Origin of the sequence: Aeromonas sp. A04 (assembly GCF_047780465.1) — a bacterium.
In the GTDB taxonomy this organism is placed as follows: Bacteria; Pseudomonadota; Gammaproteobacteria; order Enterobacterales; family Aeromonadaceae; genus Aeromonas; species Aeromonas bestiarum.
The window spans coordinates 397,193-424,149 of record NZ_JBLNHP010000004.1; the positions used below are offsets into that span (position 1 = coordinate 397,193).

29 protein-coding genes are annotated in these 26,957 nt (G+C 62.3%); 10 read left to right on the forward strand and 19 right to left on the reverse strand.

Annotated elements, in window-relative coordinates; translation table 11 throughout:
- Positions 1–171: 171 nt before the first annotated feature.
- The 7 genes from ACM3N8_RS15490 to ACM3N8_RS15520 form a co-directional block, all read right to left on the reverse strand.
- Positions 172–651, reverse strand: coding sequence for a DUF3299 domain-containing protein (locus tag ACM3N8_RS15490; RefSeq protein ID WP_416016299.1), 480 nt, complete (start codon positions 649–651; stop codon positions 172–174).
- A gap of 26 nt (positions 652–677) precedes the next feature.
- Positions 678–1,925: an ABC transporter permease gene (locus ACM3N8_RS15495; RefSeq protein ID WP_290019462.1), complete on the reverse strand. Its 1,248-nt coding sequence runs from the start codon at positions 1,923–1,925 to the stop codon at positions 678–680.
- Between the two features lie 76 nt (positions 1,926–2,001).
- Positions 2,002–2,691: an ABC transporter ATP-binding protein gene (locus ACM3N8_RS15500; RefSeq protein ID WP_043138734.1), complete on the reverse strand. Its 690-nt coding sequence runs from the start codon at positions 2,689–2,691 to the stop codon at positions 2,002–2,004.
- A 4-nt stretch (positions 2,692–2,695) separates the two neighbouring features.
- The gene (locus ACM3N8_RS15505) at positions 2,696–3,274 is read right to left on the reverse strand and encodes a DUF2796 domain-containing protein (RefSeq protein ID WP_274453475.1); all 579 of its coding nucleotides are present in this window, start codon (positions 3,272–3,274) and stop codon (positions 2,696–2,698) included.
- 36 nt (positions 3,275–3,310) lie between these two features.
- Positions 3,311–3,601: a hypothetical protein gene (locus tag ACM3N8_RS15510; RefSeq protein WP_416016300.1), complete on the reverse strand. Its 291-nt coding sequence runs from the start codon at positions 3,599–3,601 to the stop codon at positions 3,311–3,313.
- Positions 3,602–3,645: 44 nt separating this feature from the next.
- A complete protein-coding gene (locus ACM3N8_RS15515; protein WP_043138743.1) occupies positions 3,646–4,188 on the reverse strand; it encodes a YtfJ family protein in 543 nt (180 codons plus the stop codon).
- A 264-nt stretch (positions 4,189–4,452) separates the two neighbouring features.
- Positions 4,453–5,331 (reverse strand): hypothetical protein, encoded by an 879-nt coding sequence (locus ACM3N8_RS15520; protein ID WP_043138746.1) that lies wholly within the window; start codon positions 5,329–5,331, stop codon positions 4,453–4,455.
- A gap of 124 nt (positions 5,332–5,455) precedes the next feature.
- On the opposite strand from ACM3N8_RS15520, the gene ACM3N8_RS15525 reads away from it, so the two are divergent.
- On the forward strand, positions 5,456–5,818 hold the full coding sequence (locus tag ACM3N8_RS15525) for a hypothetical protein (RefSeq protein WP_370464966.1): 363 nt from the start codon (positions 5,456–5,458) through the stop codon (positions 5,816–5,818).
- A gap of 24 nt (positions 5,819–5,842) precedes the next feature.
- Here the strand turns inward: ACM3N8_RS15525 and ppa are convergent, their stop codons facing one another.
- Positions 5,843–6,373, reverse strand: coding sequence for an inorganic diphosphatase (gene ppa / locus ACM3N8_RS15530; protein WP_042869457.1), 531 nt, complete (start codon positions 6,371–6,373; stop codon positions 5,843–5,845).
- Positions 6,374–6,607: 234 nt separating this feature from the next.
- On the opposite strand from ppa, the gene mpl reads away from it, so the two are divergent.
- Together mpl and ACM3N8_RS15540 are read left to right on the forward strand one after the other, a co-directional pair.
- Positions 6,608–7,978 (forward strand): UDP-N-acetylmuramate:L-alanyl-gamma-D-glutamyl-meso-diaminopimelate ligase, encoded by a 1,371-nt coding sequence (gene mpl, locus ACM3N8_RS15535; protein ID WP_290019467.1) that lies wholly within the window; start codon positions 6,608–6,610, stop codon positions 7,976–7,978.
- Positions 7,979–8,024: 46 nt separating this feature from the next.
- Positions 8,025–8,636 (forward strand): flavin prenyltransferase UbiX, encoded by a 612-nt coding sequence (locus ACM3N8_RS15540; protein ID WP_065403774.1) that lies wholly within the window; start codon positions 8,025–8,027, stop codon positions 8,634–8,636.
- 120 nt (positions 8,637–8,756) lie between these two features.
- On the opposite strand, the gene ACM3N8_RS15545 is transcribed toward ACM3N8_RS15540, so the two are convergent.
- Positions 8,757–9,371 carry a TetR/AcrR family transcriptional regulator gene (locus ACM3N8_RS15545; RefSeq protein ID WP_043138760.1) on the reverse strand — a complete coding sequence of 205 codons (615 nt, stop codon included), beginning with the start codon at positions 9,369–9,371 and terminating at the stop codon, positions 8,757–8,759.
- A 200-nt stretch (positions 9,372–9,571) separates the two neighbouring features.
- On the opposite strand from ACM3N8_RS15545, the gene hpt reads away from it, so the two are divergent.
- From hpt to ACM3N8_RS15570, 5 genes are all read left to right on the forward strand, one after another.
- Positions 9,572–10,102, forward strand: coding sequence for a hypoxanthine phosphoribosyltransferase (hpt, locus tag ACM3N8_RS15550; protein WP_043138763.1), 531 nt, complete (start codon positions 9,572–9,574; stop codon positions 10,100–10,102).
- A 112-nt stretch (positions 10,103–10,214) separates the two neighbouring features.
- Positions 10,215–11,132 carry an ABC transporter ATP-binding protein gene (locus ACM3N8_RS15555; RefSeq protein ID WP_042869446.1) on the forward strand — a complete coding sequence of 306 codons (918 nt, stop codon included), beginning with the start codon at positions 10,215–10,217 and terminating at the stop codon, positions 11,130–11,132.
- The gene (locus ACM3N8_RS15560; RefSeq protein WP_042869444.1) at positions 11,129–11,902 is read left to right on the forward strand and encodes an ABC transporter permease; all 774 of its coding nucleotides are present in this window, start codon (positions 11,129–11,131) and stop codon (positions 11,900–11,902) included. Before ACM3N8_RS15555 ends, ACM3N8_RS15560 begins: the two co-directional genes overlap by 4 nt.
- Positions 11,903–12,054: 152 nt before the next feature.
- On the forward strand, positions 12,055–12,474 hold the full coding sequence (locus ACM3N8_RS15565) for a MauE/DoxX family redox-associated membrane protein (RefSeq protein ID WP_416016301.1): 420 nt from the start codon (positions 12,055–12,057) through the stop codon (positions 12,472–12,474).
- Between the two features lie 4 nt (positions 12,475–12,478).
- Entirely contained in the window at positions 12,479–13,006 is a 528-nt protein-coding gene (locus tag ACM3N8_RS15570) for a rhodanese-like domain-containing protein (RefSeq protein ID WP_416016302.1), read from the forward strand.
- Positions 13,007–13,090: 84 nt separating this feature from the next.
- Here ACM3N8_RS15570 and ACM3N8_RS15575 read toward each other — a convergent pair whose 3' ends face one another.
- From ACM3N8_RS15575 to thpR, 10 genes are all read right to left on the reverse strand, one after another.
- Positions 13,091–14,467, reverse strand: a complete 1,377-nt coding sequence (locus ACM3N8_RS15575) for a cation:dicarboxylate symporter family transporter (protein WP_416016303.1) — start codon at positions 14,465–14,467, stop codon at positions 13,091–13,093.
- Positions 14,468–14,611: 144 nt separating this feature from the next.
- Positions 14,612–14,962, reverse strand: coding sequence for a putative quinol monooxygenase (locus ACM3N8_RS15580; protein ID WP_241326494.1), 351 nt, complete (start codon positions 14,960–14,962; stop codon positions 14,612–14,614).
- 24 nt (positions 14,963–14,986) lie between these two features.
- Positions 14,987–15,844 (reverse strand): pantoate--beta-alanine ligase, encoded by an 858-nt coding sequence (gene panC, locus ACM3N8_RS15585; RefSeq protein ID WP_241280812.1) that lies wholly within the window; start codon positions 15,842–15,844, stop codon positions 14,987–14,989.
- Between the two features lie 106 nt (positions 15,845–15,950).
- Positions 15,951–16,745 (reverse strand): 3-methyl-2-oxobutanoate hydroxymethyltransferase, encoded by a 795-nt coding sequence (panB, locus tag ACM3N8_RS15590; RefSeq protein ID WP_043138776.1) that lies wholly within the window; start codon positions 16,743–16,745, stop codon positions 15,951–15,953.
- 63 nt (positions 16,746–16,808) lie between these two features.
- Positions 16,809–17,315 (reverse strand): 2-amino-4-hydroxy-6-hydroxymethyldihydropteridine diphosphokinase, encoded by a 507-nt coding sequence (gene folK, locus ACM3N8_RS15595; protein WP_043138779.1) that lies wholly within the window; start codon positions 17,313–17,315, stop codon positions 16,809–16,811.
- Positions 17,315–18,769: a polynucleotide adenylyltransferase PcnB gene (gene pcnB / locus ACM3N8_RS15600; RefSeq protein ID WP_052159080.1), complete on the reverse strand. Its 1,455-nt coding sequence runs from the start codon at positions 18,767–18,769 to the stop codon at positions 17,315–17,317. The genes folK and pcnB overlap by 1 nt, the downstream gene beginning before the upstream one ends.
- Positions 18,770–18,903: 134 nt before the next feature.
- Positions 18,904–19,839: a tRNA glutamyl-Q(34) synthetase GluQRS gene (gene gluQRS / locus ACM3N8_RS15605; protein WP_290023021.1), complete on the reverse strand. Its 936-nt coding sequence runs from the start codon at positions 19,837–19,839 to the stop codon at positions 18,904–18,906.
- Positions 19,840–19,952: 113 nt separating this feature from the next.
- Positions 19,953–20,402, reverse strand: a complete 450-nt coding sequence (dksA, locus tag ACM3N8_RS15610; RefSeq protein WP_033137830.1) for an RNA polymerase-binding protein DksA — start codon at positions 20,400–20,402, stop codon at positions 19,953–19,955.
- A gap of 119 nt (positions 20,403–20,521) precedes the next feature.
- Positions 20,522–21,265 (reverse strand): DNA/RNA nuclease SfsA, encoded by a 744-nt coding sequence (gene sfsA / locus ACM3N8_RS15615; RefSeq protein WP_098982476.1) that lies wholly within the window; start codon positions 21,263–21,265, stop codon positions 20,522–20,524.
- A 46-nt stretch (positions 21,266–21,311) separates the two neighbouring features.
- Entirely contained in the window at positions 21,312–21,839 is a 528-nt protein-coding gene (gene thpR / locus ACM3N8_RS15620) for an RNA 2',3'-cyclic phosphodiesterase (RefSeq protein WP_290023023.1), read from the reverse strand.
- Between the two features lie 157 nt (positions 21,840–21,996).
- On the opposite strand from thpR, the gene hrpB reads away from it, so the two are divergent.
- Both hrpB and mrcB read left to right on the forward strand, forming a co-directional pair.
- Positions 21,997–24,456, forward strand: a complete 2,460-nt coding sequence (gene hrpB / locus ACM3N8_RS15625) for an ATP-dependent helicase HrpB (protein ID WP_290023024.1) — start codon at positions 21,997–21,999, stop codon at positions 24,454–24,456.
- 147 nt (positions 24,457–24,603) lie between these two features.
- Positions 24,604–26,919, forward strand: coding sequence for a penicillin-binding protein 1B (mrcB, locus tag ACM3N8_RS15630; protein WP_043141702.1), 2,316 nt, complete (start codon positions 24,604–24,606; stop codon positions 26,917–26,919).
- The last annotated feature ends 38 nt before the right edge of the window (positions 26,920–26,957 follow it).

A 26,957-nucleotide genomic window follows, 5' to 3' on the forward strand; every position in this document is an offset into this window, starting at 1 on the left:
AGGGGCTGGCCGGGATCCGGTCGTCGTGGATAACAAAACGGCCTCCCGCGGGAGGCCGTGTGTGCAGGCTCACTGCTCTTCGTAGACGCTGACCTCGACCGCTTCCATGGAGTAGGAGGCGGTAGCCATCTCGTGGCTGGAGCTCATCAGACGCGCATCATGATGTCTGACTTATTCCTCTTCGTAGATGCTGACCTCGACCGCTTCCATGGAGTAGGAGGCGGTAGCCATCTCGTGGCTGGAGCTGATGGTGCGCATCTTGCCCTTCACCCAGATGGCATCCCAGAGATCATCCACGGGGGCGCCCTTGGGGTAGCTCACATAGACCACCTGGTTGGTGGGAGGCGGCGGCACATGGATGCAGGCGCCGAAGTAGGGCACCAGCAGGAAGGCGGTGATCTTCTTGGCATCCCCCTCCAGCGGCACCACGAACCCCGGGATCCGCACGTCTTGGTTGTCCAGCTTCTGGTTGACCCCGCCCACCGGCTGCGGCACCGAGGAGAAATCGCCATCGTGGCTCACCTGGGGCGGTGGCAACAGCCGCTCCCCTTGCGGGATCAGCACGTCCCAGTCGATGGTCTTGTAATCGGCGGCCAGGGCCGGCAGCGCCAGCAGGCTGGCCAGCAGCGCCACAATTTTCCACTTCATCATCTGTCCTTCTCTCTTTTTTATGCGGGCTAGACGCGAATGCTCATGCCATCGCTCAGGCTGTAGCGGTAGGCCCTGGCCGCGGGCAGCAGGCCTATCACCATGCCCGCCAGCCACACCAGTCCCAGCAACTGCCACTCGTAGGCGCTCGGCAGCCCCAGGCTCAATTGCAGGCCATAGTGGCTGAGCAGCCAGGGGGTGGCAAGCCCCTGCCCCAGATAGAGCACGGCCACCCCGAGGGCTATGCCTGCGGTGGTGAGGGCCATCGCCTCCAGCGCCAGCAACAGGAACAGGTGGGCGGGGCCTGCCCCCAGGGATCTCAGGATGGCCAGCTCGCGGCGCCGCTCGTTGAGCCCCGCCAGCAAGGTGGTCAGCATGCCGATGAGGCCCGCCACCACCACAAAACCGGCGATCACCGAGAGCGCGGTTTCCGCCACGCTCATCAGGCTCCACAGCTCCTGCAGGGCGGCCCCCGGCAGGATCGCCATCAGCGGCTCGCCCCGATAGGTGTTGACGCTGCGCTGCAGTTGGAACGCCAATATTCGATTGCTGAGACCCACCATGAAGGCGGTGATGGTTTTGGGGGTCAGATCCTGCGCCAGCGCCTGTTCGGCGGTCACGTTCTTGCTGTGCCTGCCCGTGTCCCAGCCCAGGTGGATCGCCTCTATCCCGGCCAGCGGCACGTGGATGGTGCGATCGATGGGGGTGCCGGTCGGTGCCAGTATCCCCACTACCTTGAACGGCAGGTTGTCGTGCTGGCTGAAGGAGGTGTTGCCCGCGCCGTGGGCGATGACGATGGACTGATCCAGCTTGTAGCCGAGCTTCTCGGCCACCTGGGCGCCGAGCACGGCCTCGAACGGCGTGCCAAACGGCCGCCCCTCCCGCAGTTGCAGAGCCTGCTGCTGGCCGTACTTCAGGTGGGTGAAGTAGTCGCCATTGGTACCGAGCACCCGAAAGCCCTTGTGAGAATCACCGAGGGAGAGGGGTATGGTCCAGGCGACGCCGGGTTTGGTCTTGATGGCCTGATAGGCCTCCCAGCCTACGTTGTTGGTGGGGTTGCCGATACGAAATACCGAGTAGAGCAGCAGGTTCACCTGGCCGGAGCGGGCGCCGACGATGAGATCGGTACCCGAGACGGTATTGGAGAAACTCTCGCGCGCCTGGGTGCGCACCCGCTCCACCCCGAGCAGCAGGGTGACGCTGATGGCCACCGCCAACAGGGTCAGCCCGGCGGTGAGGCGACGGGCCCAGAGACTTTGCAGGGCGAGCTTCAGCATACCGGCCTCCGGTGTTGTGGCTGGGATGCACCCTCTGGTGCGGGTCTGGTCGGGTAGATGGCACAGCTATTGGGATTCAGCATATGGCCCTCCGGTTGAGCAGTTGCAGATTCTCCACTCGCGGAAAGAGCGGCTCGAGATAGGGATCGTGACTGACGAAGATCAGAGTCGACCCCTGCTTGTCGCACTCCTCGAACAACAGCTTGATGAAGGCGGCCCGGTTGTCGGTATCCAGGGCCGAGGTGGGTTCATCGGCGATCACCAGCGGTGGCGAGCCTATCAGCGCCCGCGCGGCGGCCACCCGCTGCTGCTGGCCTATGCTGAGGGCGTGGACGGGTCTGTGCAGCGCCTCGGCCGGCAGTTGCAGCTCCGCCAGCAGGCGGCGCGCCTCCTGCTCGGGACTTCCCTGCAGACGAGCCCGTTTCTCGGGTGAGAAGGTGAGGGCGGCGGTGACGTTGTCCAGCACGGATAAAAATGGCAGCAGATTGAACTGCTGGAAGATATAACCCAGATTGGCCGCCCGGAAGTGGTCACGGGCACGGCCGGAGAGCCGGGCCAATGGCTGGCCCAGCACGTCCAGGGTGCCGTGGTTGGCGGTCTGGATCCCGGCAAGCAAACCAAGCAGGGTCGACTTGCCGGAGCCCGATGGCCCCTTGATGAAGACCCGCTCCCCCTCGCCGATGGTGAGGGCTGGCAGATCGAGTACAGGCTCGTGATCCGGCCAGGCGAAGGCCAGATCGCGGATCTCAACCACGGCTTTTTTCATGGTGTTACCAGCTCAGCTTGTTGGCGGATGGGGTCAGCTCGGCCGCAGTCTGGCCGGTGGGCAGTATGCCCTGCACGCTCAGCTTTTCCAGGCTCGGATAGACGCTGAACAGGGTGGCTTCCAGTCCGGTCAGCTTGGTCGGAGCCTCACAGGTGTAGGTATACATGGCGCCCACATCGGCGTGACCCGCATCATCATGGTGGTGGTCATCATGACTGCTGCCAGCCTTTTCATGGTCATGGTCATGGTCGTGATCATGATCTTCCTTGGCCGCATTGAGTTCCTGCTGGGTCAGCTTGCAGCCGGCCGCCGGGTCGAAGCGAAACAGGGTATCGGCTTGCTTGAGCTGAGCCATGGCCTTGGCGTATTGCGCCTTCTCCTCGTCGCTCTTGGCGGCGTGCTCGAAGCCTACCAGATCGGCGGCGGGAGCCTGCAGCTCGAGCATCAACTGGTTGCCATCGAGCACCAGGTTGAGGTGGCCGTGGCCGTGCTCGTGGGCGCCGTGGCCGTGACTCTCATGCTCGTCGTGATTTGCTTGCACGCCAAAGGCGGCTGCCGCCAGTAACAGTGTGACTGCTTTCATCGTTAATCCTTTTGAAACAATTGATAAGAGAAATGTTCAGTGGGAGAAGCAATGAAAGTGAGGCGGGGCACGAATGCGGCACTGGCCTGAAGGGGTGGAATCGATGGCGGGCAAGGCGATATCAGCTAGCTTGCCGATGACCACATGCGGGACTGGGATGGGCAAGTTGGGCGTCAGTGCCAGCTTGCCATCGAGATGGAGGGCGCAGAGGACGCAAGTGTGGCTATGACCGGGCAGATCGGCTTCCAGCGGGTGTTGTGCCAGCGCCGGTTGCAACCACAACCAGCCCAGCAGCAACAACCAGATTTTCAGCTTGAAACGACCCATAGACCCTTATGAAAGGGGCGCCATCAGCACCCCTTCTCTCTGACTTAGAGATGGGACTGGATGAGCCCCATCACGGTAGCAATGTTGTTGGCATCGAGCTGGCCATCTTTGGCAAACAGCACCTTGCCCTCTTTATCCAGCAGTATGATGGCCGAGCTTTCCGGCGCGAGATCCCAGGCATTGCGGGCCATGCCCTTGGCATCCAGTACCATGGCGGACCAGGGGAACTCTTTCTTGCTATCTTCGGCACTGCTCTTCACAAAGCCGGAGGTGCCCCAGATGGCGTCATTGCTGTTGATGATGGTGACCGTCTGGTACTTGTCGTGGGGCAGCTTGGCCGCCTTGATCGCCTCGATCATGGGGGCGTTCAGCTCCTTGGCACTGGAGCGACCCGCGATGTGCTGGATCAGAAAGACTTTGCCAGTCAGTACCTTGCTTTGCCAGGGTTGGTAGCTGACCGCTTTCTCTTGCAGTACCAGCTCACCCTTGTCGCTGATGTTGACCAGCGGCACCTGGGCAGACTCCTTGATGTTGTGAGCCATGACCAGTGTTGGCAGCAGCGCCAGAGTAAGTACGAGATGTTTCATCCTGATGACACTCCTTTTGTTATGTTATAACGATTTTTCACTTGAGGGAATGGGGCAGAACTCATCCTAAACTGATCGGATCTGTTTAAAAAGTGTTAAATAAGCTCGCGAATGAGCCGAGCGGGCCGCCCGCCAGCGCAGACAGCGGCTGGCAAAGGCGGCTAGGATGGCACGCAGTCGATAAAAATCAATTAGTTATCAACTGGTTTGAGGAGTGTGCTTCAGTTGAACCGGTTGCGGTTCAACTGGCATGGCGGACGTGGCTCAATACAAGGGTTCGCTGATCAGCGGGATCTTGGCCATGGTCATCTGCTGGGCCAGCAGGGGCGAGCCGGTCAGCAAGACGTGGCGCTGATTGCCGATCATCAGGGTATCGCCCTTCAGGCCGCTGTCGGCCGTGATGGCCAGCCAGGCTGGCGAGACGCTGCCGATGCTGATGTTGGGGTATATGATGCTGAGCATGTATTGCGGTGCCAGCTCGGCCAAGAGGCTTGCCATCAGCAGTGCCTTCTCGTCGCTGTCGGCCTTGTTGTCCTGCAAGGCCTGCAGGGGCGGGGCGAAGTGATCCATCTGCTCGGGAGGCGTGGGGATGGCGCTCAGCCACTCCTGCAGCAGGCCGACGCTGGTGGCCAGATCCTTGGCGGAAAACTGCTTCGCCAGGGGCCTGAGGTCGCCCTTGAACTGGTAGAACAGCTGGGAGTAGTTGGGGCGTACACAGGGCAGCTTGCGATTGGCCGGATGCACGCAGGGCACCACCCGCATCTGGTAGAAGGCATCTTCCTGATATTGCTGGTAGGCCTGCCAGAAGAGGGTCGACTCCATGCTGTCGTCGTGCAGGGTGAAGGCCTGCTCCAGATTGCGAAACTTGGTGGCGGTTTCGGGACTGGTCTGGTTGATCAGGTTGATGCTGTTGTAAAGGCGCGGGCTTATGTAGGAGTAGAGTGTTTCCAGCGGATAGTTGAGAGAGGCATCGAGCTGGGTCATCTGGTGGCGGCTGGCGGACATGATGCGCTCGTCCGCATTGAGCTGCAGGTGCTTCTGCTGGCCGTCGGCAGACTGCCACTGCCAGCTCAGGTTGACTTCGTTGGCGCCGACCGTGGATGCGAACACTAGACTCAACAACAGACCTTGTGCCAGTTTCATGATGTGCATCCTGCTCGGGGTGATAATAAACAACTAGGTGAGCCGGCCGGATTTGGATGAGCTTAGTTTTGATGATCTGGGTAACAGTTTGATAAGACTTTAAATTTAATTCTGGAAATAAGTCATACAGGAAACCGTCATGAAGCGAATTCCACTGCTGTTGTTGCTGTTGGCCGCCTTGCCTGCGGCGGCGGGCCAGGTGATCGTCAACAAGGGGATGTCCAGCGCGGATACCTTTGCCCTGCGGGACAAGCTGGCGCGGGAGCATGAATGGCAGGAGTGGCTGCGTTTCCAGCAGGCCATCAAGTGGCTGGAGGTGTTGCCGGTCAACTGCGAGCTGATGAGTGAGCAGGGCGGGGGTTATCGCTGCGGTGGCGACTATTACCGGCCCTATCGGCAGGATGGCCGTGACATCTATATCCAGGGGGATCCCAGTGGTGTGACGCCGGGTCAGCGCCCGCAACAGCCAATAGAAAAGGCGCCCTGAGGCGCCTTTTTTGCGAGGGTACGCTTACTTGGCAGCGTAACGCTCGGCAGAGGTAACGATCTCGGCTTCGGCAGCAGCCTTGTCGCCCCAACCTTCCACCTTGACCCACTTGCCCGCTTCCAGCTCTTTGTAGCGCTCAAAGAAGTGCTGGATCTGGGCGCGCAGCAGCTCGGGCAGATCGTTCACATCCTTGATGTGGTCGTACTGCTTGGTCAGCTTGGAGTGCGGCACGGCCACGATCTTGGCATCTTCGCCAGATTCGTCGGTCATCTTCAGCACGCCGACCGGGCGGCAGCGAATGACGGAGCCGGCCAGCAGCGGGTAGGGAGTCGGAACCAGAACGTCGACCGGATCACCATCCAGAGACAGGGTGGCGTTCACGTAACCGTAGTTGCACGGGTAGAACATAGGGGTCGACATGAAGCGATCAACGAAGATGGCACCGCTGTCCTTGTCGACTTCGTATTTGATCGGGTCGGCATTCTGCGGGATTTCGATGATGACGTAGATGTCGTCGGGCAGGCTCTTGCCAGCCGGTACCAGGTTCAGGCTCATGACGTTTCCTTCAGTGTTGGAGTCAAGTTTGCAGGCCGATATTATAGCGATGTCGCGTCAAATGACCATATTTCAAGGGCACTGTGACCGCCCTGGCTGATGCCGTGCTGCCCGGGTCGGTCAAATGGCGGCCCGCTTGTCTGGGTCGATTGACGTCTCGTCACGCCCGCGGCTTGCGACCAAACCTCAACAGACCCTAGAATGCGCACTCCCTTTACTGGAAAAGGCAGCGGTATGCACATTCACATCCTCGGGATCTGCGGCACCTTCATGGGTGGTCTGGCGGTGTTGGCAAAACAGCTTGGTTATCGAGTCACAGGCTCGGATGCCAACGTCTATCCCCCCATGAGTACCCAGCTCGAGCAACAGGGCATAGAGCTGACCGAGGGCTATGACCCGTCCCAGCTCGATCCGGCGCCGGATCTGGTGGTGGTCGGCAATGCCATGAGTCGTGGCAATCCCTGCGTGGAATATGTGCTGGATCGCAATCTGCCCTACATCTCAGGCCCCCAGTGGCTGCTGGAGCATGTGCTGCAGGATCGCTGGGTGCTGGCCGTGGCGGGCACCCATGGCAAGACCACCACCGCCAGCATGCTGGCCTGGGTGCTCGAATACGCCAAGCTGGAGCCAGGTTTCCTCATCGGCGGCGTGCCGGGCAACTTCCCGGTTTCCGCCCGTCTCGGTTCCGCCCCCTTCTTCGTCATCGAAGCGGACGAGTATGACTGCGCCTTCTTCGACAAGCGCTCCAAGTTCGTCCACTACCATCCGCGCACCCTGGTGATGAACAACCTGGAGTTCGATCACGCGGACATATTCCCGGATCTGGCCGCCATCCAGCGCCAGTTCCACCACCTGATGCGTACCGTGCCGCGCAACGGCCGGGTGCTGTTCCCGCAGGCCGATGACAACCTCACCGCGGTGCGCAAGATGGGCTGCTGGAGCGAGGTGGAGCTGGTGGGTCAGGACGACGCCAAGTGGAAGGCGGTCAAGCTGGCCGACGACGGCTCCGCCTTCGAGGTGTGGCTGGATGGGCAGAAGCAGGGCGAGGTGCACTGGGAGTGTATCGGCGAGCACAACGTCAACAACGGCCTGATGGCCATCGCCGCCGCCCGTCACGCCGGTGTCATGGTGGAGCACGGCATAGCCGCCCTCTGCCAGTTCAAGTCCCCCAAGCGGCGGATGGAGCTCAAGGGTGAGGTGGCAGGCATCAGCATCTATGACGACTTTGCCCACCACCCGACTGCCATCGAGACCACCCTCGGCGGTCTGCGCGCCAAGGTGGGCAAGGCCCGCATCCTGGCGGTGCTGGAGCCGCGCTCCAACACCATGAAGCTGGGGGTGCACAAGGAGGAGCTGGCCGGCTGCTTCGACGGTGCCGACGAGGTGTTCTTCTTCCAGCCGCCCAATATTGGCTGGGATCTCGGCGAGGTGACGGCTCACATGAGCCGACCGGCCAAGGTGTTCAACGATCTGGAGACCCTGATCAACCGGCTGGTGGCCGAGTGTCGCGATGGCGATCATATTCTGATCATGAGCAACGGCGGCTTCGGCGGCATTCATGACAAGTTGATCGCCCGCCTCAAGGATTATCACGGTCAACTATGACGCCCTTGATGAGTCCGCTTTGGTTTTCAGGTTCACAGAGGCCCGCATGAATAAACACGTCACCCTGGCGCTGACCGGCGCCTCCGGCGCCCCTTACGCCCTGCGCCTGCTTGAGTGTCTGGTGCAGGCGGACTATCGGGTCTATCTGCTGGCCTCCTCCGCCGCCCGCGTGGTGCTCAAGACAGAGCAGCAGCAGGAGTGGCCGGGCTCACCCAGGGAGCTCTCCGCCCATCTCTGTCGCCAGTACGGCGCCAAAGAGGGTCAGATAGTGGCCTGCGGCAAGGAGGAGTGGTTCTCGCCGGTGGCCTCGGGGTCGGCGGCGCCGAAACAGATGGTGGTGTGCCCCTGCTCCATGGGAACCGTGTCGGCCATCGCCAACGGCGCCTCCGACAACCTGCTGGAGCGGGCGGCGGATGTGGTGATCAAGGAGCGCGGCCAGCTGATCCTGGTGCCCCGCGAGAGCCCCTTCTCCGCCATCCATCTGGAGAACATGCTGAAACTGGCAAGACTTGGTGTGACCATAATGCCGGCCGCGCCCGGTTTCTATCATGAGCCGAAAAGCATCGAGGATCTGGTGGACTTCATGGTGGCGCGGATCCTGGATCACCTCGGGGTCGAGCACGCGCTGACCAGCCGCTGGGGTTACGCCAATTCCTGACCTGTGGTGCATCACCTTGCTGGCTGTCTCTCGCAACAGAGGCTGAACCGGCCGCAAACGGACAAACAAAAGCGGCGCCGACCTGAACAGTCTGGCGCCGCTTGTCATTCACGAGGCGGGTTATGCGGCCTGGATGGGGGCCGTCACGTACTTGAACAGAAAATCGGTCACATCTTCCCGGGACGGGCGTTGTGGCTGATTGATCATCTGCATCATGACGTAACCAAAACCGGTCAGGGAGCGGGCCAGGTCCTGGGCGGACAGCACACTCCGGATCTCACCGGCATCCATGGCGCGTTGCAAATGGGGCGCGATGCGCTCCAATGCCTTGTCCAGCAGCTTGGCATAACGGGGCCAGACCTCTTCCCGCACCGACGAACTCCACTCCAGCCAGATGCTGGCGTGGTCGGGTTGATCGTAGGCGGCATCGACAAACAGCTTCACGTGACGGCGAATGCTGTCGTTGATCGGACCCTGGCCGGTATAGGCCTGTTCCAGCATCTGGTGAACGAAACGTTCGATCTCGGCCAACACTTCATCCACCAGCTCTTCGCGGGTGTTGAAATAGTTGAACACGGTAGCTACCGAGACTTTGGCCTGTTCTGCTATCTCGGCGTGACCCGCACGGCCTATGCCGCGACGGGAAAACACCTCGATGGCACATTCCATCAATTGATTGCGACGAGCTTCCGGAGAAAGCCGGGTTCGACGTCTTATTTCTGCGCGTGGTTCCATAGTTTTTTCATCTAATAGTTATTGATTATGGTGTTTATAGTATTGTCACCGATAATGCCCGAGGGCCTGCTAACTCTATCAATTAAAATAAGCCGATAAAAGCATCACGTATGCCTGACGCCTCTCGGCTTGGATGGTAGAATCCTCGGTTTTGACGTTAATGAACGGCCAAATCCCCTTTGGCCATGAGGGAGTAAGTGATGAAACACACCGTCGAGGTGATGATCTCCGAGGCCGACGTGGCCGCCCGGATCGCCAAATTGGGTGAAGAGATCACCGCCCGTTATCAGGGTTCTGACGAAGTGGTCATGATTGGCCTGCTGCGTGGCTCCTGCGTCTTCCTGGCCGACCTGTGCCGCCAGACCCCGCTGCCCGTCACCCTGGATTTTATGACCGCCTCCAGCTATGGCTCCGGCATGCGCAGTACCCGTGACGTTCGCATCCTCAAAGATCTGGATGACGACATCAAGGGCAAGGACGTGCTGATCGTCGAGGACATCATCGACACCGGCTACACCCTCAACAAGGTGCGTGAAATCCTGTCACTGCGCGAGCCTAAATCCCTCGCCATCTGCACCCTGCTGGACAAACCGTCCCGCCGCGAGGTGCAGGTGCCGGTGGACTGGATCGGTTTCTCCATTCCGGACGAATTCGTGGTGGGTTGTGGTATCGACTACGCCCAGAAGTACCGCAACCTGCCGTTCATCGGCAAGGTAGTACCGCAAGAGTAAGCAAGGTCCAGGAATATCACGGGCGGGGTGGCCGAGCGCCATTTTTTGTCTGCAAGGCGGCCCCGGCCGCCTTTTCTGTATCGAGATGGGATCCGCCATCACAGGGGTTGCAATGAACGCACTGGAAATCAGCGGCCTGAAAAAGACCTATCAGGGGGGCGTCGAAGCCCTTAAAGGCATAGATCTGACCGTCAAGCAGGGGGATTTCTTCGCCCTGCTCGGCCCCAACGGGGCAGGCAAGTCCACCACCATAGGCATCATCAGCTCGCTGGTGAACAAGAGCGCCGGCAAGGTGAAGGTGTTCGGCTACGACATAGACAACCAGCTGGAGCAGGCCAAGGCCCAGCTCGGCCTGGTGCCGCAGGAGTTCAACTTCAGCCAGTTCGAGAAGGTGAGCCAGATCGTCATCCATCAGGCCGGTTTCTACGGCGTGCCCAGGGCCGAAGCCAAGATCCGCGCCGAGAAGTACCTGCGCCAGCTCGATCTGTGGGACAAGCGCGACATGCCGGCCCGCACCCTCTCCGGCGGCATGAAGCGCCGGCTGATGATAGCCCGCGCCCTGATGCACGAGCCCAGACTGCTGATCCTGGACGAACCGACCGCCGGGGTGGATATCGAGATCCGCCGCTCCATGTGGACCTTCCTCAAGGAGCTCAACGAGCAGGGGGTTACCATCATACTCACCACTCACTATCTGGAAGAGGCCGAGATGCTGTGCCGCAACATAGGCATCATCGACAAGGGCCGGCTGATTGAAAACACCAGCATGAAGAAGCTGCTCGGCAAGCTGAGCCGCGAGACCTTCATGCTGGATCTGGCACCGGGCTCCGCCGTGCCGAACGTGCCCGAGTTCAACGGCCGCATGCAGGACGAGCGCACCCTGGAGGTGGATCTGGACAAGAGCCAGTCCCTCAACAGCCTGTTCGAGCAGCTGTCGGGCCAGCAGGTGCAGGTACTGAGCATGCGCAACAAGGCCAATCGGCTGGAAGAGCTGTTCGTCAGCCTGGTCGAGGAGGGGAGAAAAGCATGAATCTGACCACTTATTACATCGCCTTCAAGAGCATTCTGGCCAAGGAAGTGAGCCGCTTCACTCGGATCTGGATCCAGACCCTGGTGCCGCCCGCCATCACCATGAGCCTCTATTTTGTCATCTTCGGCAACCTCATAGGTTCGCGCATCGGTGACATGGGGGGCTTCAGCTACATGGAGTTCATCGTGCCCGGCCTCATCATGATGTCGGTGATCACCAACTCCTACTCCAACGTCGCCTCCTCCTTCTTCAGCGCCAAGTTCCAGCGCAACGTGGAGGAGCTGCTGGTAGCGCCTGTGCCCAACTACGTCATCATCGCCGGTTACGTGGGTGGCGGCGTGGCCCGCGGCCTCTGCGTCGGCCTCATCGTCACCCTGGTGTCGCTGTTCTTCGTGCCGCTGCAGATCCACCACCTGTTCAGCGTCTGCTTCACCGTGCTGCTGACCGCTATCCTCTTCTCGCTGGGCGGCCTCATCAACGCCGTGTTTGCCAAGACCTTCGACGACATCAGCATCATTCCCACCTTCGTGCTGACGCCACTCACCTACCTGGGCGGGGTCTTCTACTCCATCAGCCTGCTGCCCCCCTTCTGGCAGGGGGTCTCCCAGGTGAACCCCATCATCTACATGGTGAACGCGTTCCGTTACGGCTTCCTCGGCATCTCGGACGTGCCGCTCGGCACCGCCTACCTCATCATCATCGGCTTCATCGTGGCCCTATACGGTCTGGCCTGGTGGCTCATCTCCCGCGGCACCGGGCTGCGGCACTGAGTCCTACTCAAAACGGGGCGTCCATGCGGGCGCCCCGTTTATTTCTGCGTTGCCTTGCAAAAAATGAAAACAGTGGCGTGAGCCGCCGTCGAACTCATTGCGACTCAGTCGGGAAGGGTTAGAATCTATCTCTCTCTATAAAGAGGTAGCCCATGTCCGCGTATTTGCGCATGCTGGCCAACCTGGCCCTGGGGGGATTCTTCGTGGCCTCGGCGGCTTTCAAGCTGGCATCCCCGGCGTTGTTTATCGAGCAGATCGGTGCCTTCGGCCTGATCTGGTCGTCGCTGATCCCGGCGGTTGCCTGGGGGCTGATCGCGCTTGAGCTCTGCGCCGGGCTGGCGGTGATCGCCAACCGGCGCTGGGGGCTCTGGCTGGTGATGGCGCTGCTGGCCCTGTTTATTCCGGTGTTGGGCTATGGCGTCGCCATCGGGCTCGACATCGCTTGTGGCTGTCTGGGCCGTGCCGATCTCGGCTCGCTGCCACAGGCCATAGTGCGGGATCTGCTGCTACTGACGCTCGCGGGCGCCCTGCTGCGACTCTCCCGCCCCGTTTCAATCGTTAGCAAGGAGTAGTGACATGATGAGATTGCGATCCCGCACCCTGGTTGCCTCGCTGATCGCCGCCAGCTTTGCCCTGAGTGGCTGCGGTGACAATCAGTTCGAGCAGGAGACCAAGCTGGAGCAGGTGGCGGTGCAGCTTGCCCAGGAGGTCCAGCAGGGGGGCTATCAGCTGTTGACCGTGGCCGAGCTGAAGACCCGGATGGACAAGGGGGAGGAGCTGGTGATCATCGATACCATGCCCTATGAGGACGCCTTCAAGAAGGAGCACATCCCTGGGGCCAAGAACTTCGTCTTCGTGAAAGAGGCCAAGTCAGGCGACAACTGGAGCCAGATCGTGGAGGGGAGCGGTACACCTGAACAGTTCCAGGCGCTGCTGGGGGACGACAAGACCCGCCCCGTGGTGATTTACTGCGGTTTCGTCAAGTGTGGCCGCAGCCACAACGCCGCCGCCTGGGCCGTGACCCAGGGCTATCAACAGGTCTATCGGGTGCCGGGCGGCATCTTCGCCTGGAAAGGCGCAGGTTACCCCGTCACCGCCGAGTAAATATGTCCTGCCAACAGGGGCAACACCGCTGAAACGAAGAAGCCCGCCATTGCGGGCTTCTCTCATATGGCGTGGTGTACAGGGTTAGCTGGCGGCCTGCGGCTGTTCCAGCGTCTGCACCGTCTCCACTTTGGCCAGCTGTTGTTTGCCCAGCAACCGCTTGGTGATCATAGCCGCCATGATGGAGCCATTGACGTTGAGGGCGGTACGGCCCATGTCCACCAGCGGCTCTATGGCTATCATCACCCCCACCAGCGCGATGGGGAAGTTGAGGGTGGAGAGCACGATCAGCGCGGCGAAGGTGCCGCCACCGCCGACGCCCGCCACCCCGATGGAGCCGAGCGCAATCACCGGCAGCAGGGTCAGCAGGAACAGGGGATCAAACGGATTGATGCCGAGCATGGGGGCAATCATAGCCACCATCATGGCCGGGTAGATGCCGGCACAGCCATTCTGACCCAGATTGGCACCAAACGATGCGGCAAAGTTGGCTATGCTGCTGGGCACGCCAAGGCGCTGCTGGGTCTCTATGCTGAGGGGGATGGAGGCGGCGCTGCTGCGGGAGATAAAGGCGAAGGTGAGTACGCCCCACACTTCCCGCAGATAGTGCAGCGGGTTCTGGCCGATCAGCAGCAGGATCACCATGTGTACCGCAAACATCGCCAGAATGGCGACGTAGCAGACCAGGATAAAGCCGAGCAGATTGAGGATCTCGCTCAGGGGATAGTGGGCCACCACCCGGGCGATGAGCGCCATCACGCCATAAGGGGTGAGCGCAATCACCACCCGCACCATCTTCATCACCCACAACTGCAGGGTATCTATGGCCACGGCGGCGCGGGCACCGGCCTGCGGGTGCTCCGCCTTCATCTGCAGCAGGGCAACCCCGGCCAGCACGGTGAAGATCACTACCCCGATCACAGAGAGGGTGCGGCTACCCGCCATGTCGGCGGCAAAGTTGGTGGGGACCAGCGAGAGCAGCAGGGCGGGCAGGGTCTGGGCGCTGTCGATGGTGCTCATGCTCTGTTGCAGGGCGGCGCTGTCGCTGCCGTGGCTCAGCAACCCCTCGGCGGTGAGGCCGCTCAGGTGGGTGATGGTCATCCCCACCAGACCGGCAATCATCACCAGGGTCAGCATGGTGCCAATCAGCAGGGCGCTGATCTTGCCGAGAGACTGGGCCTGTTCCAGCTTGTTGATGGCGGAGAGAATGGAGGTGAACACCAGCGGCATCATCACCACCTTGAGCAGGCTGACATAGCCGCCTCCGACGATATTGACCCACTCCAGGGTCTGCTGGACACCGGCATCATCGGCGCCCCAGCCCAGTTGCAGACCGAGGCCAAACAGCCCCCCCAGCACCAGACCGGCGAGCACCTTGCGCGACAGCGGCACCCCGGCGGGCAGCCGGGTCAGGGCGAAACAGAGCAGACAGAAGAGCAAGGAAGCAAACAAGGTAAACATAAATAAACACCTGTAGCGGCCGTCAGGGCCGATTGTGGACAGAGAGAGCAGAGGGTGCGAGCAGGGTCGCAAGGAAAAACGCCGGATCGCGGGCGTGAAAAAGCAGCGGACGCCCGAAGGGGCGTCCGCTGGCAATCAGGGGAATTACTTCTTTACGGGGGCGTCGTACTGCTCGGGTTCGTCGCTATAGACACAGACGTTCCACTTGGCGGCCAGCCCCTCATCGGCCAGGCAGTAACGTTCGAAGAAGGTTTTGATTTCCGCGCGCTGGCAGTGGGCCTCGAAGCTGGCCATATCTTGCCAGATCTCGTTGAAGACGATGGGGAAGCTCTCCCCTTCGGCAAACGGACTGGCGATGTGGCGGGTCACCCGATACTGCAGACAGCCATCTTCGCGCAGGGTATTGGGCTCGAGGGCCTGCAGCACCTGAAACAGGGCCTGCTCCTGACCGGGCTTGGGCAGGAACTGGGCGATGCAATAAACCTTCTTGGACATGAGACTCTCCTGGTTGTGGCTGATTCAGGCTTGCTGAAGCGTGACCACGCGGTTGTCGATGAGGCGGGCCTTGCCGAGATAGGCCGCCATCAGGATCACCAGTTGCTGGCTTTGCTCGGTGGCGGATTCCAGGGTCACGGCATCGACGATGTCGATGGCATCGGTGCGAAAACCGGCGTTGTCGAGGCGCTGGCTGGCCTGCGCCACCAGGGAGGGCAGGTGGTGATCCCCCGCTTCAATCTCTCCGGCGATCCAGTTCATGGTGCGTGCCAGCTCGGGGGCCAGCGCCCGCTCGGCAGCGGTCAGATAGCCGTTGCGCGACGACAGTGCCAGCCCGTCCTCGGCCCGCACCGTGGGCACGCCGACGATCTCGATGGGCATGGCCATGTCGGCCACCATCTTGCGAATGAGTGCCAGCTGCTGGTAATCCTTCTGGCCGAAGCAGGCCACGTCAGGCTGCACCAGGTTGAACAGCTTGGTGACGACGGTGCTGACACCGCGGAAGTGCCCAGGACGCAGCGCCCCTTCCAGCAGGCCGGAGAGACCCGGCACCTCGACGAAGGTCTGGCTGGCCAACCCCTGCGGATACATGATCTCCGGGGTCGGGGTGAACACCAGATCCACGCCGGCGCTCTCCAGCGCGGCGCAATCCTGCTCCAGGGTGCGCGGATAGTTGACGAGATCCTCCGCCTTGTCGAACTGCATGGGGTTGACGAAGATGCTGACCACCACCTTCTCGGCGTGGCTGTGCGCCTCTTTCACCAGGGTCAGGTGTCCCTGATGCAGGTTGCCCATGGTGGGCACGAATGCGATGGCACGCCCTTCACGGCGCCATTGGCCGATCTGTTCACGCAGAGCGGCAGGATTGTTAACGACCAACATCGGCAGTTCACCTTCGGAAATATCAAACAGAGGAAACGGGTTGCATCGGCGGGAAAGGGATGGCGAAACGGGGGCCTGTGCCCCCGCTCTCATCCATACCGCCGGATCAGTTGAAGCAGTGTTCGGGGCCGGGGAAGGTGCCCTCGCTCACCTGCTGCACATAGAGCCGGATGGCGGCATGCATGTCGCCGGTTTCGGCCAGGAAGTTCTTGGTGAACTTGGGCACGTAACCCGAGGTGATGCCGAAGGCATCGTGCATCACCAGGATCTGGCCATCGGTGGCGGGACCGGCACCTATGCCGATCACCGGGATGCGCAGTGCCTTGGTGATGCGCTCGGCCAGGGCGACCGGCACGCACTCGAGCACCAGCATCTGGATGCCGGCTTCCTGCAGGCAGAGCGCCTGGCGGTAGATCTCCTGGGCCTGGAACTCGTCGCGCCCCTGCACCTTGAAGCCGCCAAACACATGGACGGATTGCGGGGTGAGGCCGAGGTGGCCACAGACAGGCACGCCATTGCGAGTCAGGTGGCGAATGCTGTCACACAGCCAGTCGCCCCCTTCCATCTTCACCATGCGGGCACCGGCGGCCATCAGCCGGGCGGCGTTCTGGTAGGTCTGATCCGGGGTGGCATAGCTCATGAACGGCATGTCGGTCACCACCAGCGCATTGGTGGTGCCGCGCACCACACAACGGGTGTGATAGACCATCTCATCCATGCTGACCGCCAGCGTGTCCTGGCCCCCCTGCAACACCATGCCCAGCGAATCGCCGATGAGCAGCACGTGGGCGCCCTCGTCGTCGAACAGCTTGGCGAAGCTGGCATCATAGGCGGTGATGGCGGTGATGCGTTGCCCTTCCTGCTTCATCTTCAGCAGGCTGGCGGTGGTGATCTTGCTCATAACGTTGCTCCTACTCGCCGCGTGTGTCCGTGAGGATCACAAGGGCGTCGATGGCTCTGCTCATCAGGGTTCCCCAAGTGCTGCCACGGGGGCAATGATGGCAAGATCATTGTGCGGGCAGCGGGCAACCAGTTGTGCGAGCGGGGTGCCGCAGGGCAGCACCAGAGCGGGCGCAATCTCGGCAAGGGGCAGCAGCACGAACTCCCGCTCCTTCATGCCGTAATGGGGAACGACGAGGCGCTCATGCCTGATGATCCGATCGCCATAGAGCAGCAGATCGAGATCCAGGGTTCTGGGGCCCCAACGTTCATCCTTGCGCACACGTCCCTGTTCCAGCTCGATTTTTTGCAGTTGATCCAGCAAGGCCAGGGGGCCGAGCCGGGTGTTCAGCCGCACCACGGCATTGACGTAGTCCGGCTGATCCGCAGGGCCCATGGGGCGACTGCTGTAAAACGAGGAGGCCTGTTGCAACTCGGACTCCGGCAGCGCCGCCAGTGCGACCACTGCGCGGCGGGCCTGGCCGAGCGGGTCAGCCAGATTGGAGCCGATGGCAACGAAGACCTCGGTCATTACTCGGCCGCTTTCGGCTTGCGACGACGGGGGCGACGACGGTTGCGGCTGTTGCTGTTACCGCTGCGCTTTTCGTCGGTCGCAGGTGCGCGTTCACCGCCCCGGGTCGCTTCCCGTTGCAGTTGCGGGCGCACGTCCGGATTGGACTCCACGTAGCGTTCCCACCAGCTGGCGAGCTCGCCGAGGCCGCGCTCGACCCGGTTGCGCAGCAACAGGAAGTCGTAGGCGGCGCGGAATTTCGGGTGCTCCATGGCCCGCTCGGGGTGACGACCCTGACGGCGGGTCAGTCGCTGTTGCAGGGCCCAGATGTCGCGCACATCCGTGGTGAACCTGCGCGGTACGGCGATGATCCGCACCTGGTTGTCCAGCACCTCGTTGATGGCCAGCATGAAGGCGTCGTGCCAGGGCAGGCCGCTCTCGTTTTCCAGCACGCGGGCGCGGGCTTCGACACAGCCCCACAGCAGGGTGGCGTAGAGGAAGGCCGGGGTGACTCGCTTGTCTGCCCGCACCCGGGTGTCGGTATCGAGCAGCGCCAGTTCGATGAACTGCTCGAACGGCGAGGTACCGTGGGGCGTGAACAGGGCGGCCACCTGCGGGAACAGCGGCTGGAACAGCCCGTATTCGCGCATCAGCTTGTAGGTCGCCAGGCCATCGCCAGCCAGGAACAGCTTGAGGGTCTCCTCAAACAGGCGGGCGGCGGGGATGTCCTGCAGCAGGGATGCCAGCTCTTTGATGGGGGCGGCACTGCGCGGGCTTATGGTCATGTCCAGCTTGGCGGCGAAACGCACGGCGCGCAGCATGCGCACCGGATCCTCGCGATAGCGGGTCTCGGGGTCGCCGATCAGCTCCAGCTTGCGCTGGGCGAGGTCCTCGATGCCGCCCTCGAAATCGTGCAGGGTGAAATCCCTGGCACTGTAATAGAGGGCGTTGACGGTGAAATCGCGACGCTCGGCATCCTCTTCTATGGTGCCGTAGACGTTGTCGCGCAGCAGCATGCCTTCATCAGACTGGGCCGACACATGCTTGCTGGTATTGACCTGATGGTGGTGACCCCGGAAGGTGGCCACTTCGATCACGTCACGACCAAAGACGATGTGGGCCAGGCGGAAGCGGCGGCCGATCAGGCGGCAGTTGCTGAACAGCGCCTTGATCTGCTCCGGCGTCGCGTTGGTAGCGATGTCGAAATCCTTTGGCGTCTTCCCGAGCAGCAGATCCCGGACACCCCCGCCGACCAGGTAGGCATCATAGCCACCCTTGTTCAGGCGATAGAGCACCTTGAGCGCATTCTCGCTGATCTCTTTGCGCGAGATGGGGTGCTGGTCACGGCTTAAGGTACGGCGTTGCCCGGTTACGTGGGCCGGGATGGGAGACTCCACCGACTGCTCGCCGTCTTCCTTGCCGAGCACCTTGCGGCAAAAGTTTGCGATCTGGGAAAAAATGGTACACCTCTTCATGACTTCAAATTGACGGGAGGCCAAAAAATAGCGGCCTATCATAGCTCAGGCCTGACCAAATGAAAAACGATGTGGTTCATTCAAAAAGTTCAGGCTTGGCTAACCAAAAAACTGTGTTGTCCATGTCAGCGCGCTCAGGCCTGACCCAATGCAAGGCCCGGTGTTCCCTGTTCCAGGCTGATCTTCTCTCTGGCTGGAACCCGGTCGAGCCGCCAGTGGGCAATGCCCCAGCCGATGATCTCGTCAATACGGCTCGCCATCAGCTCGGGGGGCGGGCACTGGCCGAGAAAGTGCAGCGCCTGCCACAGGGCCGGCCTGACCTCGTCCAGCGCCAGTGCCGGCGCATGGTTCTGCTTGGACAGCTTGTGGCCATCCGCCAGCACAGCCAGTGGCAGGTGCACCCAGGCGGGTACGCTGGCCCCCAGCGTCTGGTAGAGGGCAACCTGGCGCACCGTGGGCTCCAGCAGATCGGCACCGCGCACTATCTCGGTGATGCCGCTGTCCATGTCATCCACCACCACCGCCAGGTTATAGGCGTAGAGGCCATCCCGGCGGCGTATGATGAAGTCCTCTTCGGCCAGCGCCGCAGGAACCGCAATGCGGCCCTGCAACCCATCCTCGAAATGGTAGACCGGATGGTGCTGGCGCAGCCGGGCGGCGCATCCCTCGGCCCCGAGACCAAGATCGCGACAGTGGCCACGGTACAAGCCGCCGCCCGCCATGATCTCGCGCCGGGTACAGCGGCACCAGTAGAGATCGCCAGCCTGATAGAGCTGCCCGATGATCTCGTCATAACGACCATGACGCCGGCTCTGGTACATCACTTCCCCATCCCACTCCAGGCCATGGGCCGCCAATGTCTGCAGTATGAGCGGGGCGGCACCGGCCATCTCCCGCGGCGGATCTATGTCTTCAATCCGCACCAGCCAGCGTCCCTGTTGCGCCCTGGCCTGCAAGAAACTGCCGAGCGCCGCAATCAGGGAGCCAAAATGGAGCGGGCCTGACGGGGAGGGGGCAAAGCGACCTGTATAGGGGCGAGTCTGGGGTGACGGGACTGTATTCACGGGCATGGCAATCAGGGCAAGCGATTCATTGAGGCTGCATTCTGGGACGCCCAGACCAAAAGCTCAATAAAAAAGGGAGCTCGCAAGCTCCCTTTTTTCAGTTATGCCAGTGGTCGGTATCAACCGGCCATCTGTTTTTCCTTGATTTCAGCGAGTGTCTTGCAGTCGACACAGAGGTCGGCTGTCGGACGGGCTTCCAGACGACGGATACCGATCTCGATACCGCAATGCTCGCAGTAACCGAAGTCATCGTCTTCAAGCAGCACCAAGGTCTTCTCGATCTTCTTGATCAGCTTGCGTTCACGGTCGCGGGTACGCAATTCGAGAGCGAACTCTTCTTCTTGCGCGGCGCGATCCACGGGATCCGGAAAGTTGGCTGCCTCATCCTTCATGTGGTCAACGGTGCGGTCAACTTCCTGCATCAGTTGGTTGCGCCAGGCTCCCAGGATCTTGCGAAAATGTGCCTTTTGTTGGTCATTCATGTACTCCTCACCCGGTTTTTCCTGGTAAGGCGCCACACCCGCAATGGCCAGGGGGCCCAGAGATTTCCTGTTTTCGCCTGTTGGCATGCCCTGTCTCCTAATTCAGCACGCTACCCGTGCCATCCATAAATTGAGGGCGACATCTATAGCAGAAGGGTAACGCGTAGGCAAACAAGCCGTACCAATTATGTTACCCATCCCAACATTTATTCGCTGCCCTCGGGTAGCAGGTGACAAGATTCAAACGGGATAAAATCTTGGGCCACCATGCTCTGCACCCCAACATGGGGTCGATAGCATAAAATTTCAACCCCTGCCGCAATTGCTTGCTCAATAAGCAGACTATAGTGCGGATCTATGTGTGCTGCAGGGCGCATTCTCACTATTCCGGAGTGCAAAACCATAAATAGCAGCACGGCTCTGTGCCCTGCCGCCTTCATGGCCATCAATTCACGCAAATGCTTGGCGCCACGACTGGTGACCGCATCGGGGAAGTAGCCCATGCCGGCTTGCTCCCGCTCATCGAGCAGGGTCACGGATTTCACCTCTATGTAGCATGATGGCCTGTGGTCATCCTCCAGCAGCAGGTCGATGCGACTGTTCTCTTCGCCGTATTTCACTTCTGTGCGCAGCCTGGCGTAACCGGCGAGCGGGGCCAGCGCTCCCTGTTCGATCAGCTCGCGGGCTATCTGGTTGGCGCGCGCCGTGTTGACGCAGATGAAGTGACCCGCCGGGCTCTCGGCGATTTCCCAGCTGTGGGGCAGCTTGCGCTTGGGGTTGTCGGAGGTGGAGTACCAGACCCGGGTGCCCGGCTCGGCGCAGCCGGTCATGGCGCCGGTATTGGCGCAGTGGATGGTGATCTGCTCGCCGTTGTCGAGCAGCACATCGGTCAGGAAGCGCTTGTAGCGGGAGATGAGCTGCCCGGATTGCAGGGGGGGATCGAAAATCATGATGCTGTTCTCTCTTTTATAGGCAGGAAGCGAGGCCGAGCGACTGTCACGACGCCATCTTCTCTCTGGCGCGCAGGGGCCAGCAGGCGAGCGGCTCATAGCGAACCCCGTCCGGGGTGGCAATGGATTGATAGAGGCAGAAGTGATCCGCGTGCAGCAAAAAATCCGGCGCCGGCAAGGTGTCGGGCGCCTCGCTCGCCTTGCGCGACAGGGTGACGTGGGGACGATAGCCCTGCTCGCCGTTGCCAAGCCCCAGCTTCTCGCCGTGGCGGCGCAGCGCCCTGGCCAGCACGTTCAGCTCGTTCGGCCAGTCACCCGGTCCCACCCAGGCCGCCTTGGCACGGCTGAACCAGCCGGTCTCATCCAGCCTGATGGTCAGCGGCGGACAGTGCTGCCGCTCGGCGGCGGCCATCAGGCGGGCAGTGGTGACCTGATCGGCTTCACCGAGAAAGGCCAGCGTCAGGTGGAGGTTGGCTTCGGGGACCGGCTGGCCCGGCCAGGGGCGCTGGTCACGCCAGTCGATCAGCTCGGTGGCGAGCCGGTGCAGGGGCAGGGCAAAGAAGAGTTTGGCCATTTCTGGGGAGTGTGCCTTTTTACGCTCATGACATGGCCCCCATTCTATGGCAGCCGTGGTGGTTATGTCTCGCTGGCGACATCTGCTCACGGTGGTGGCGGATGCTATGGCAGAATGGGCGCCGTTTTTAAGGTCATCACAGAAGGTGCTCGTCGCTTTGTCCCAACTCCCCATAGTGTCCGTGTTGCCGGCGCTGTTTGCCGCCATCGACAGCCATGCCAGCGTGATCCTGCAGGCGCCGCCCGGCGCGGGCAAGTCGACCCTGCTGCCGCTGGAGCTGGTCCGCCAGAACCGGCTGCCAGGTCGCATCATCATGCTGGAGCCTCGTCGTCTGGCGGCGCGCAACATAGCCGGCTTTCTGGCCCGTCAGCTGGGGGAGCAAGTGGGCGAGCGCATCGGCCTGCGGGTAAGGGGCGAGAGTCGCACCAGTGCCCGGACCCGACTCGAGATCGTCACCGAGGGGGTGCTGACCCGGATGCTGCAGCAGGATCCCGAGCTGGCGGGCGTGTCGCTCGTCATCTTCGATGAGTTTCACGAGCGCAGCCTGCACGCCGATACCGCTCTGGCCTTTGCCATCGAGAGCCAGCAGGGGCTGCGGGACGATCTCAAGCTGCTCATCATGTCCGCCACCCTGGATGGCATGGCGCTGGAGGCCCTGTTGCCGGACGCCCCGGTGATCCGTTCCGAGGGGCGCGGTTTTCCCATCGACTATCACTATCGCCCCATCAATCGCCAGCAGTGGCTGGAGCCACAAGTCGGCGCCGTCGTGCTGGAGGCGCTGGCCAGCTGTGCCGGCAGCGCCCTGGTATTCCTGCCGGGGCAGGGGGAGATAGAACGGCTTGCCCAGTGGCTGGAGGGACGGTTGCCGGATGACGTGCGCCTCGCTCCGCTCTATGGGCGCCTCGACATGGCGGCGCAGCAGGCCGCCATCGAGCCGGCACCTGCGGGCCGCCGTAAGCTGGTGCTCACCACCAATGTGGCGGAGACCTCCCTCACCATAGAGGGCATACACATGGTCATCGACAGCGGGCTGGAGCGGCGCGCCAGCTTTGATCTGAAAAGCGGCGTCACCCGTCTGGAGACCCGCCAGATCGCCAGGGCTTCCGCCACCCAGCGGGCGGGCCGCGCCGGCCGGCTCGGCCCCGGCGTCTGCTACCGGCTCTGGAGCGGCGAGGTGCAGGAGCGTCTCGCCGAGCAGAGTCCGCCGGACATACTGACCCAGGAGCTGACCGGCCTGCTGCTGGACGCCGCCCAGTGGGGCGCCAGGGTGGAGAGCTTGCCACTGCTGGACATGCCCCCCGCCGCCGCCGTGGCCAGCGCCCAGCGGCTGCTGGTCAGCCTGGGCGCCATGGCGCCCGAAGGTGAGCAACAACTTACTCCCGCCGGCCGTGCCATGGCGGCCTTCGGCACTCATCCCCGGCTGGCGCGCATGCTGCTGCGGGCCCGCGCGTTGGAGGCCGAGGGTCTGACAGGGATTGTCGCCGATGCTGCTTTCCTGGTGGCGCTGCTGGAAGAAGATCTGCGAGGATCTGAACGTCTCTCAGTGCTGTTTCACCGCCGGCTTGGCGCCCTGCGGCAGGGGGCGGCCCGCTGGTTCGAGCGCCTCGGTGTCAGGTCTGGCGCGTCACAACGTCAGGCACAGGGGCAGTGGCTGGGACTGCTGTGCGCCCTCGCCTGGCCGGATCGGATCGGCAAGCTGCGCAGCGGCAGCCGCTATCAACTCAGTGGTGGGGTGAGCTGCGATCTGGTAGAAGGTCACCCATGTCAGGGACAAGGGGCCCTGATCGCCATCGAGATGGGGCAGAACGATCGTGGCAGCCGCATCTTCATCGCCGAGCCGGTGGAGCTGGACGAGCTGGCGCGCCAGCTGCCGGAGCTGGTGAGCGAGCGCCAGTGGTTCGACTGGGACGAACGGGAGGAGCGGGTGCGGGCCGAGCGTCAGCAGGTGATCGGCGAGCTGGTGCTGAGCCAGCGGCCGCTGACCGAGCTCTCCGATGAGCAGAAGGGGCGCTGCCTGCTGCAGGGGATCCGCCGCAAGGGGTTGCATGTGCTGCCCTGGGATGAGCACTGCGAAGGGCTGCTGGCCCGTCTGCGCTGCGCCCGCGACTGGCTGCCGGATGACGGCTGGCCCGCCATGGACGACGAAAGCCTACTGGCCCGGCTGGAAGAGTGGTTGTTGCCTGCCCTGAGCGGCATGACCCGGCTGGAGCAGCTGAAGCGGCTCAACCTCAACGACATCTTGCGTCAATCCCTGCCCTGGCCGCTGCCCAGACGGCTGGACGAGGCGCTGCCGAGCCACTTCACGGCGCCGACCGGCAGCCGGGTGCGCATTCGCTATCAGCCGGGTCAGGCGCCTGTTATCCCGGTGCGCATTCAGGAGATGTTCGGGCAAGGCACCACCCCCTGCGTGGCCGACGGCCGTGTGGCGCTGGTGGTGGAGCTGCTCTCGCCGGCCCAGCGGCCGCTGCAGATCACCGCCGATCTCGCCGCCTTCTGGGCCGGTTCCTACGAGCTGGTAAAAAAAGAGATGAAGGGGCGTTATCCCCGTCACTACTGGCCGGATAACCCGCTGGAGGCGATGCCGACCAAGGTGACCAAGAAGAAGATGGGCATCTAGCTGTGATTGGCGCAGCCTGAGCGAACCGGTGGATCACGGCCGTTCGACTAGGGTGCTGCGCGGTTAATCAGCCTGCGGCGCTCGCCAAGACCAATGAGATAATGACTACGCCCGCGATGGCGACATAACGAATAGCAAAGAGGATTCATGGCAACGCAACGACGCAAGCGCGCACCCAAGAAGGTGGCGCCCAAACGCACCATCTGGCGCAAGCTGTTCTGGCTTGGCTTCAAGCTCTCCCTGGTGGTGGCCGCCTTCATGGTGGTGTTTGGCATCTACCTGGATACCAAGGTGCGCGAGCGCTTCGATGGCGAGAAGTGGCAACTGCCGGTGATGGTCTACAGCCGTCCGCTGGAGCTCTACCCCAGCCAGCGCCTCTCCCAGACCCAGATGCTGCGTGAGCTCAACATGCTGAGCTACAAGCAGGTGCGCCAGCCTCACACGCCGGGCGAGTATGCGATCAACGGCAACCGCATCGAGCTTATTCGCCGCCCGTTCGCCTTCCACGATGGCGCCGACGGTGCCCGCGGCCTGCGCCTCACCTTCAACGGCGCGCGGCTGGAGGGGATCCAGTCGCTGGAGAACCAGCGCCAGCTCGGCTACGCCCAGATGGACCCTGTGCTGCTCGATCGCCTCAATACCGAGGATCGGGAGGATCGCCTGCTGGTGCGCATCGCCGAGGTGCCCGACAGCCTGCTGGTGACCCTGCTCACCACCGAAGATCGCGACTTCTATCAGCATGGCGGCGTCTCGCCGGTGGCCATATTGCGAGCCATGGCGGCCAACGTGCTGGCCGGTCGCACCGTGCAGGGGGGCAGTACCCTCACTCAGCAGCTGGCCAAGAACTTCTTCCTGACCCGCGAGCGCAGCCTGTGGCGCAAGGCGCAGGAAGCCTACATGGCGGTGCTCATTGACTATCGCTACAGCAAGGACGAGATCCTGGAGGCCTACCTCAACGAGGTCTATCTGGGGCAGAACTTCTCGCAAGGGGTGTACGGTTTCGGGCTCGCCTCCTATTTCTACTTCGGCATTCCGGTCAACGAGCTGGACATAGATCAGGTGGCGTTGCTAGTGGGGCTGGTGAAGGGGCCTTCCTATTACGATCCCTGGCGCTTCCCCGAGCGGGCCAAGACCCGGCGTGATCTGGTGCTCAAGCTGCTGATGGATCACGGCAGCCTGCAACCGGCCGAGTACGAACTCGCCAGCAAGCAGCCGCTCGGCATCATCACCCGTGGCCAGATGAGTTATGGCCGCACCCCGGCCTTCATGGGCCTGCTCAAGCGCGAGATCCAGAGCCGTTTCGGCGCGGATCTGCTCAAGCAGTCCGGCCTCAAGATCTTCACCAGCCTGGATCCCATCGCCCAGCACGCCGCCGAGCAGGCGGTGGCATCGGGTCTGACGCTCATCGAGAAGCAGCGCGGCAAGAAGAAGCTGGAGGCGGCCATGGTGGTCTCCGACTGGCACAAGGGCGAAGTGGTTGCGCTGGTGGGGGGACGGGATCCCCGCTACGCCGGCTTCAACCGGGCGCTGGATGCCCGTCGCCAGATAGGCTCCCTGGTCAAGCCGGCCGTCTACCTGACCGGCCTCTCCAACGGCCTGACCCTGGCAACCCCGCTGAAAGATCAGCCGATCCGCATCCGTGGCAAGGATGGCCAGATCTGGACGCCGCAGAACTACGATCGCAAGTTCCGCCAGAGCGTGCCGCTGATGGATGCGCTGGCCAGCTCCCTCAACGTGCCGACCGTCAATCTGGGTCTGCAGGTGGGGCTGGACAAGGTGGTGGATACCCTGCACAAGCTGGGGGTCGAGCAGGAGATCCAGCCCTATCCGTCGCTGGTGCTGGGGGCCGTGGCCCTGTCGCCCATGGAGGTGAACCAGATGTACCTGCCCATCGCCAACCAGGGGCTGACCCAGCCGCTGTCGGCGATCCGCGCCGTGGTCAACAGCGATGGCAGCACTCTCTATCAGCATGATCAGACCGCCAAGCGGGTCACCGACGAGCAGGCCAGCTGGCTGACCCTGTTCGCCATGACCAAGACGGTGAGCCAGGGCACGGCCCGCGCATTGAATGCCAAGTTCCCCGGCGCCACCATGGCGGCCAAGACGGGCACCACCAACGAGCTGCGCGACTCCTGGTTTGCCGGGCTGGACAACAACGAGCTGGTCAGCATCTGGGTGGGCCGTGACGACAACACATCCGCCGGGCTGACCGGGGCCAGCGGCGCCTTGCAGCTCTTTAGCGGCTACATGAGCCAGCGCGGCGTCAACAGCCTGGCGCTGAAGATGCCGCAAGGGGTGAGCTGGGCCAACTTCTCCCGCGCCAGCGGATCCCGCGTGGTCAGCGACTGCCCGGGCAGCCTGCAGGTGCCAGCCAAACTGGCCGGGCTGGCCGAGCCCATGAGCTGTGGCAGCTCCTCACCGCGCAGCGCGCTGGATGACTGGTTCGGCGGCTTCTTCAACTGATAGACGAAACGGGCAGCCCTGGCTGCCCGTTTGACTGG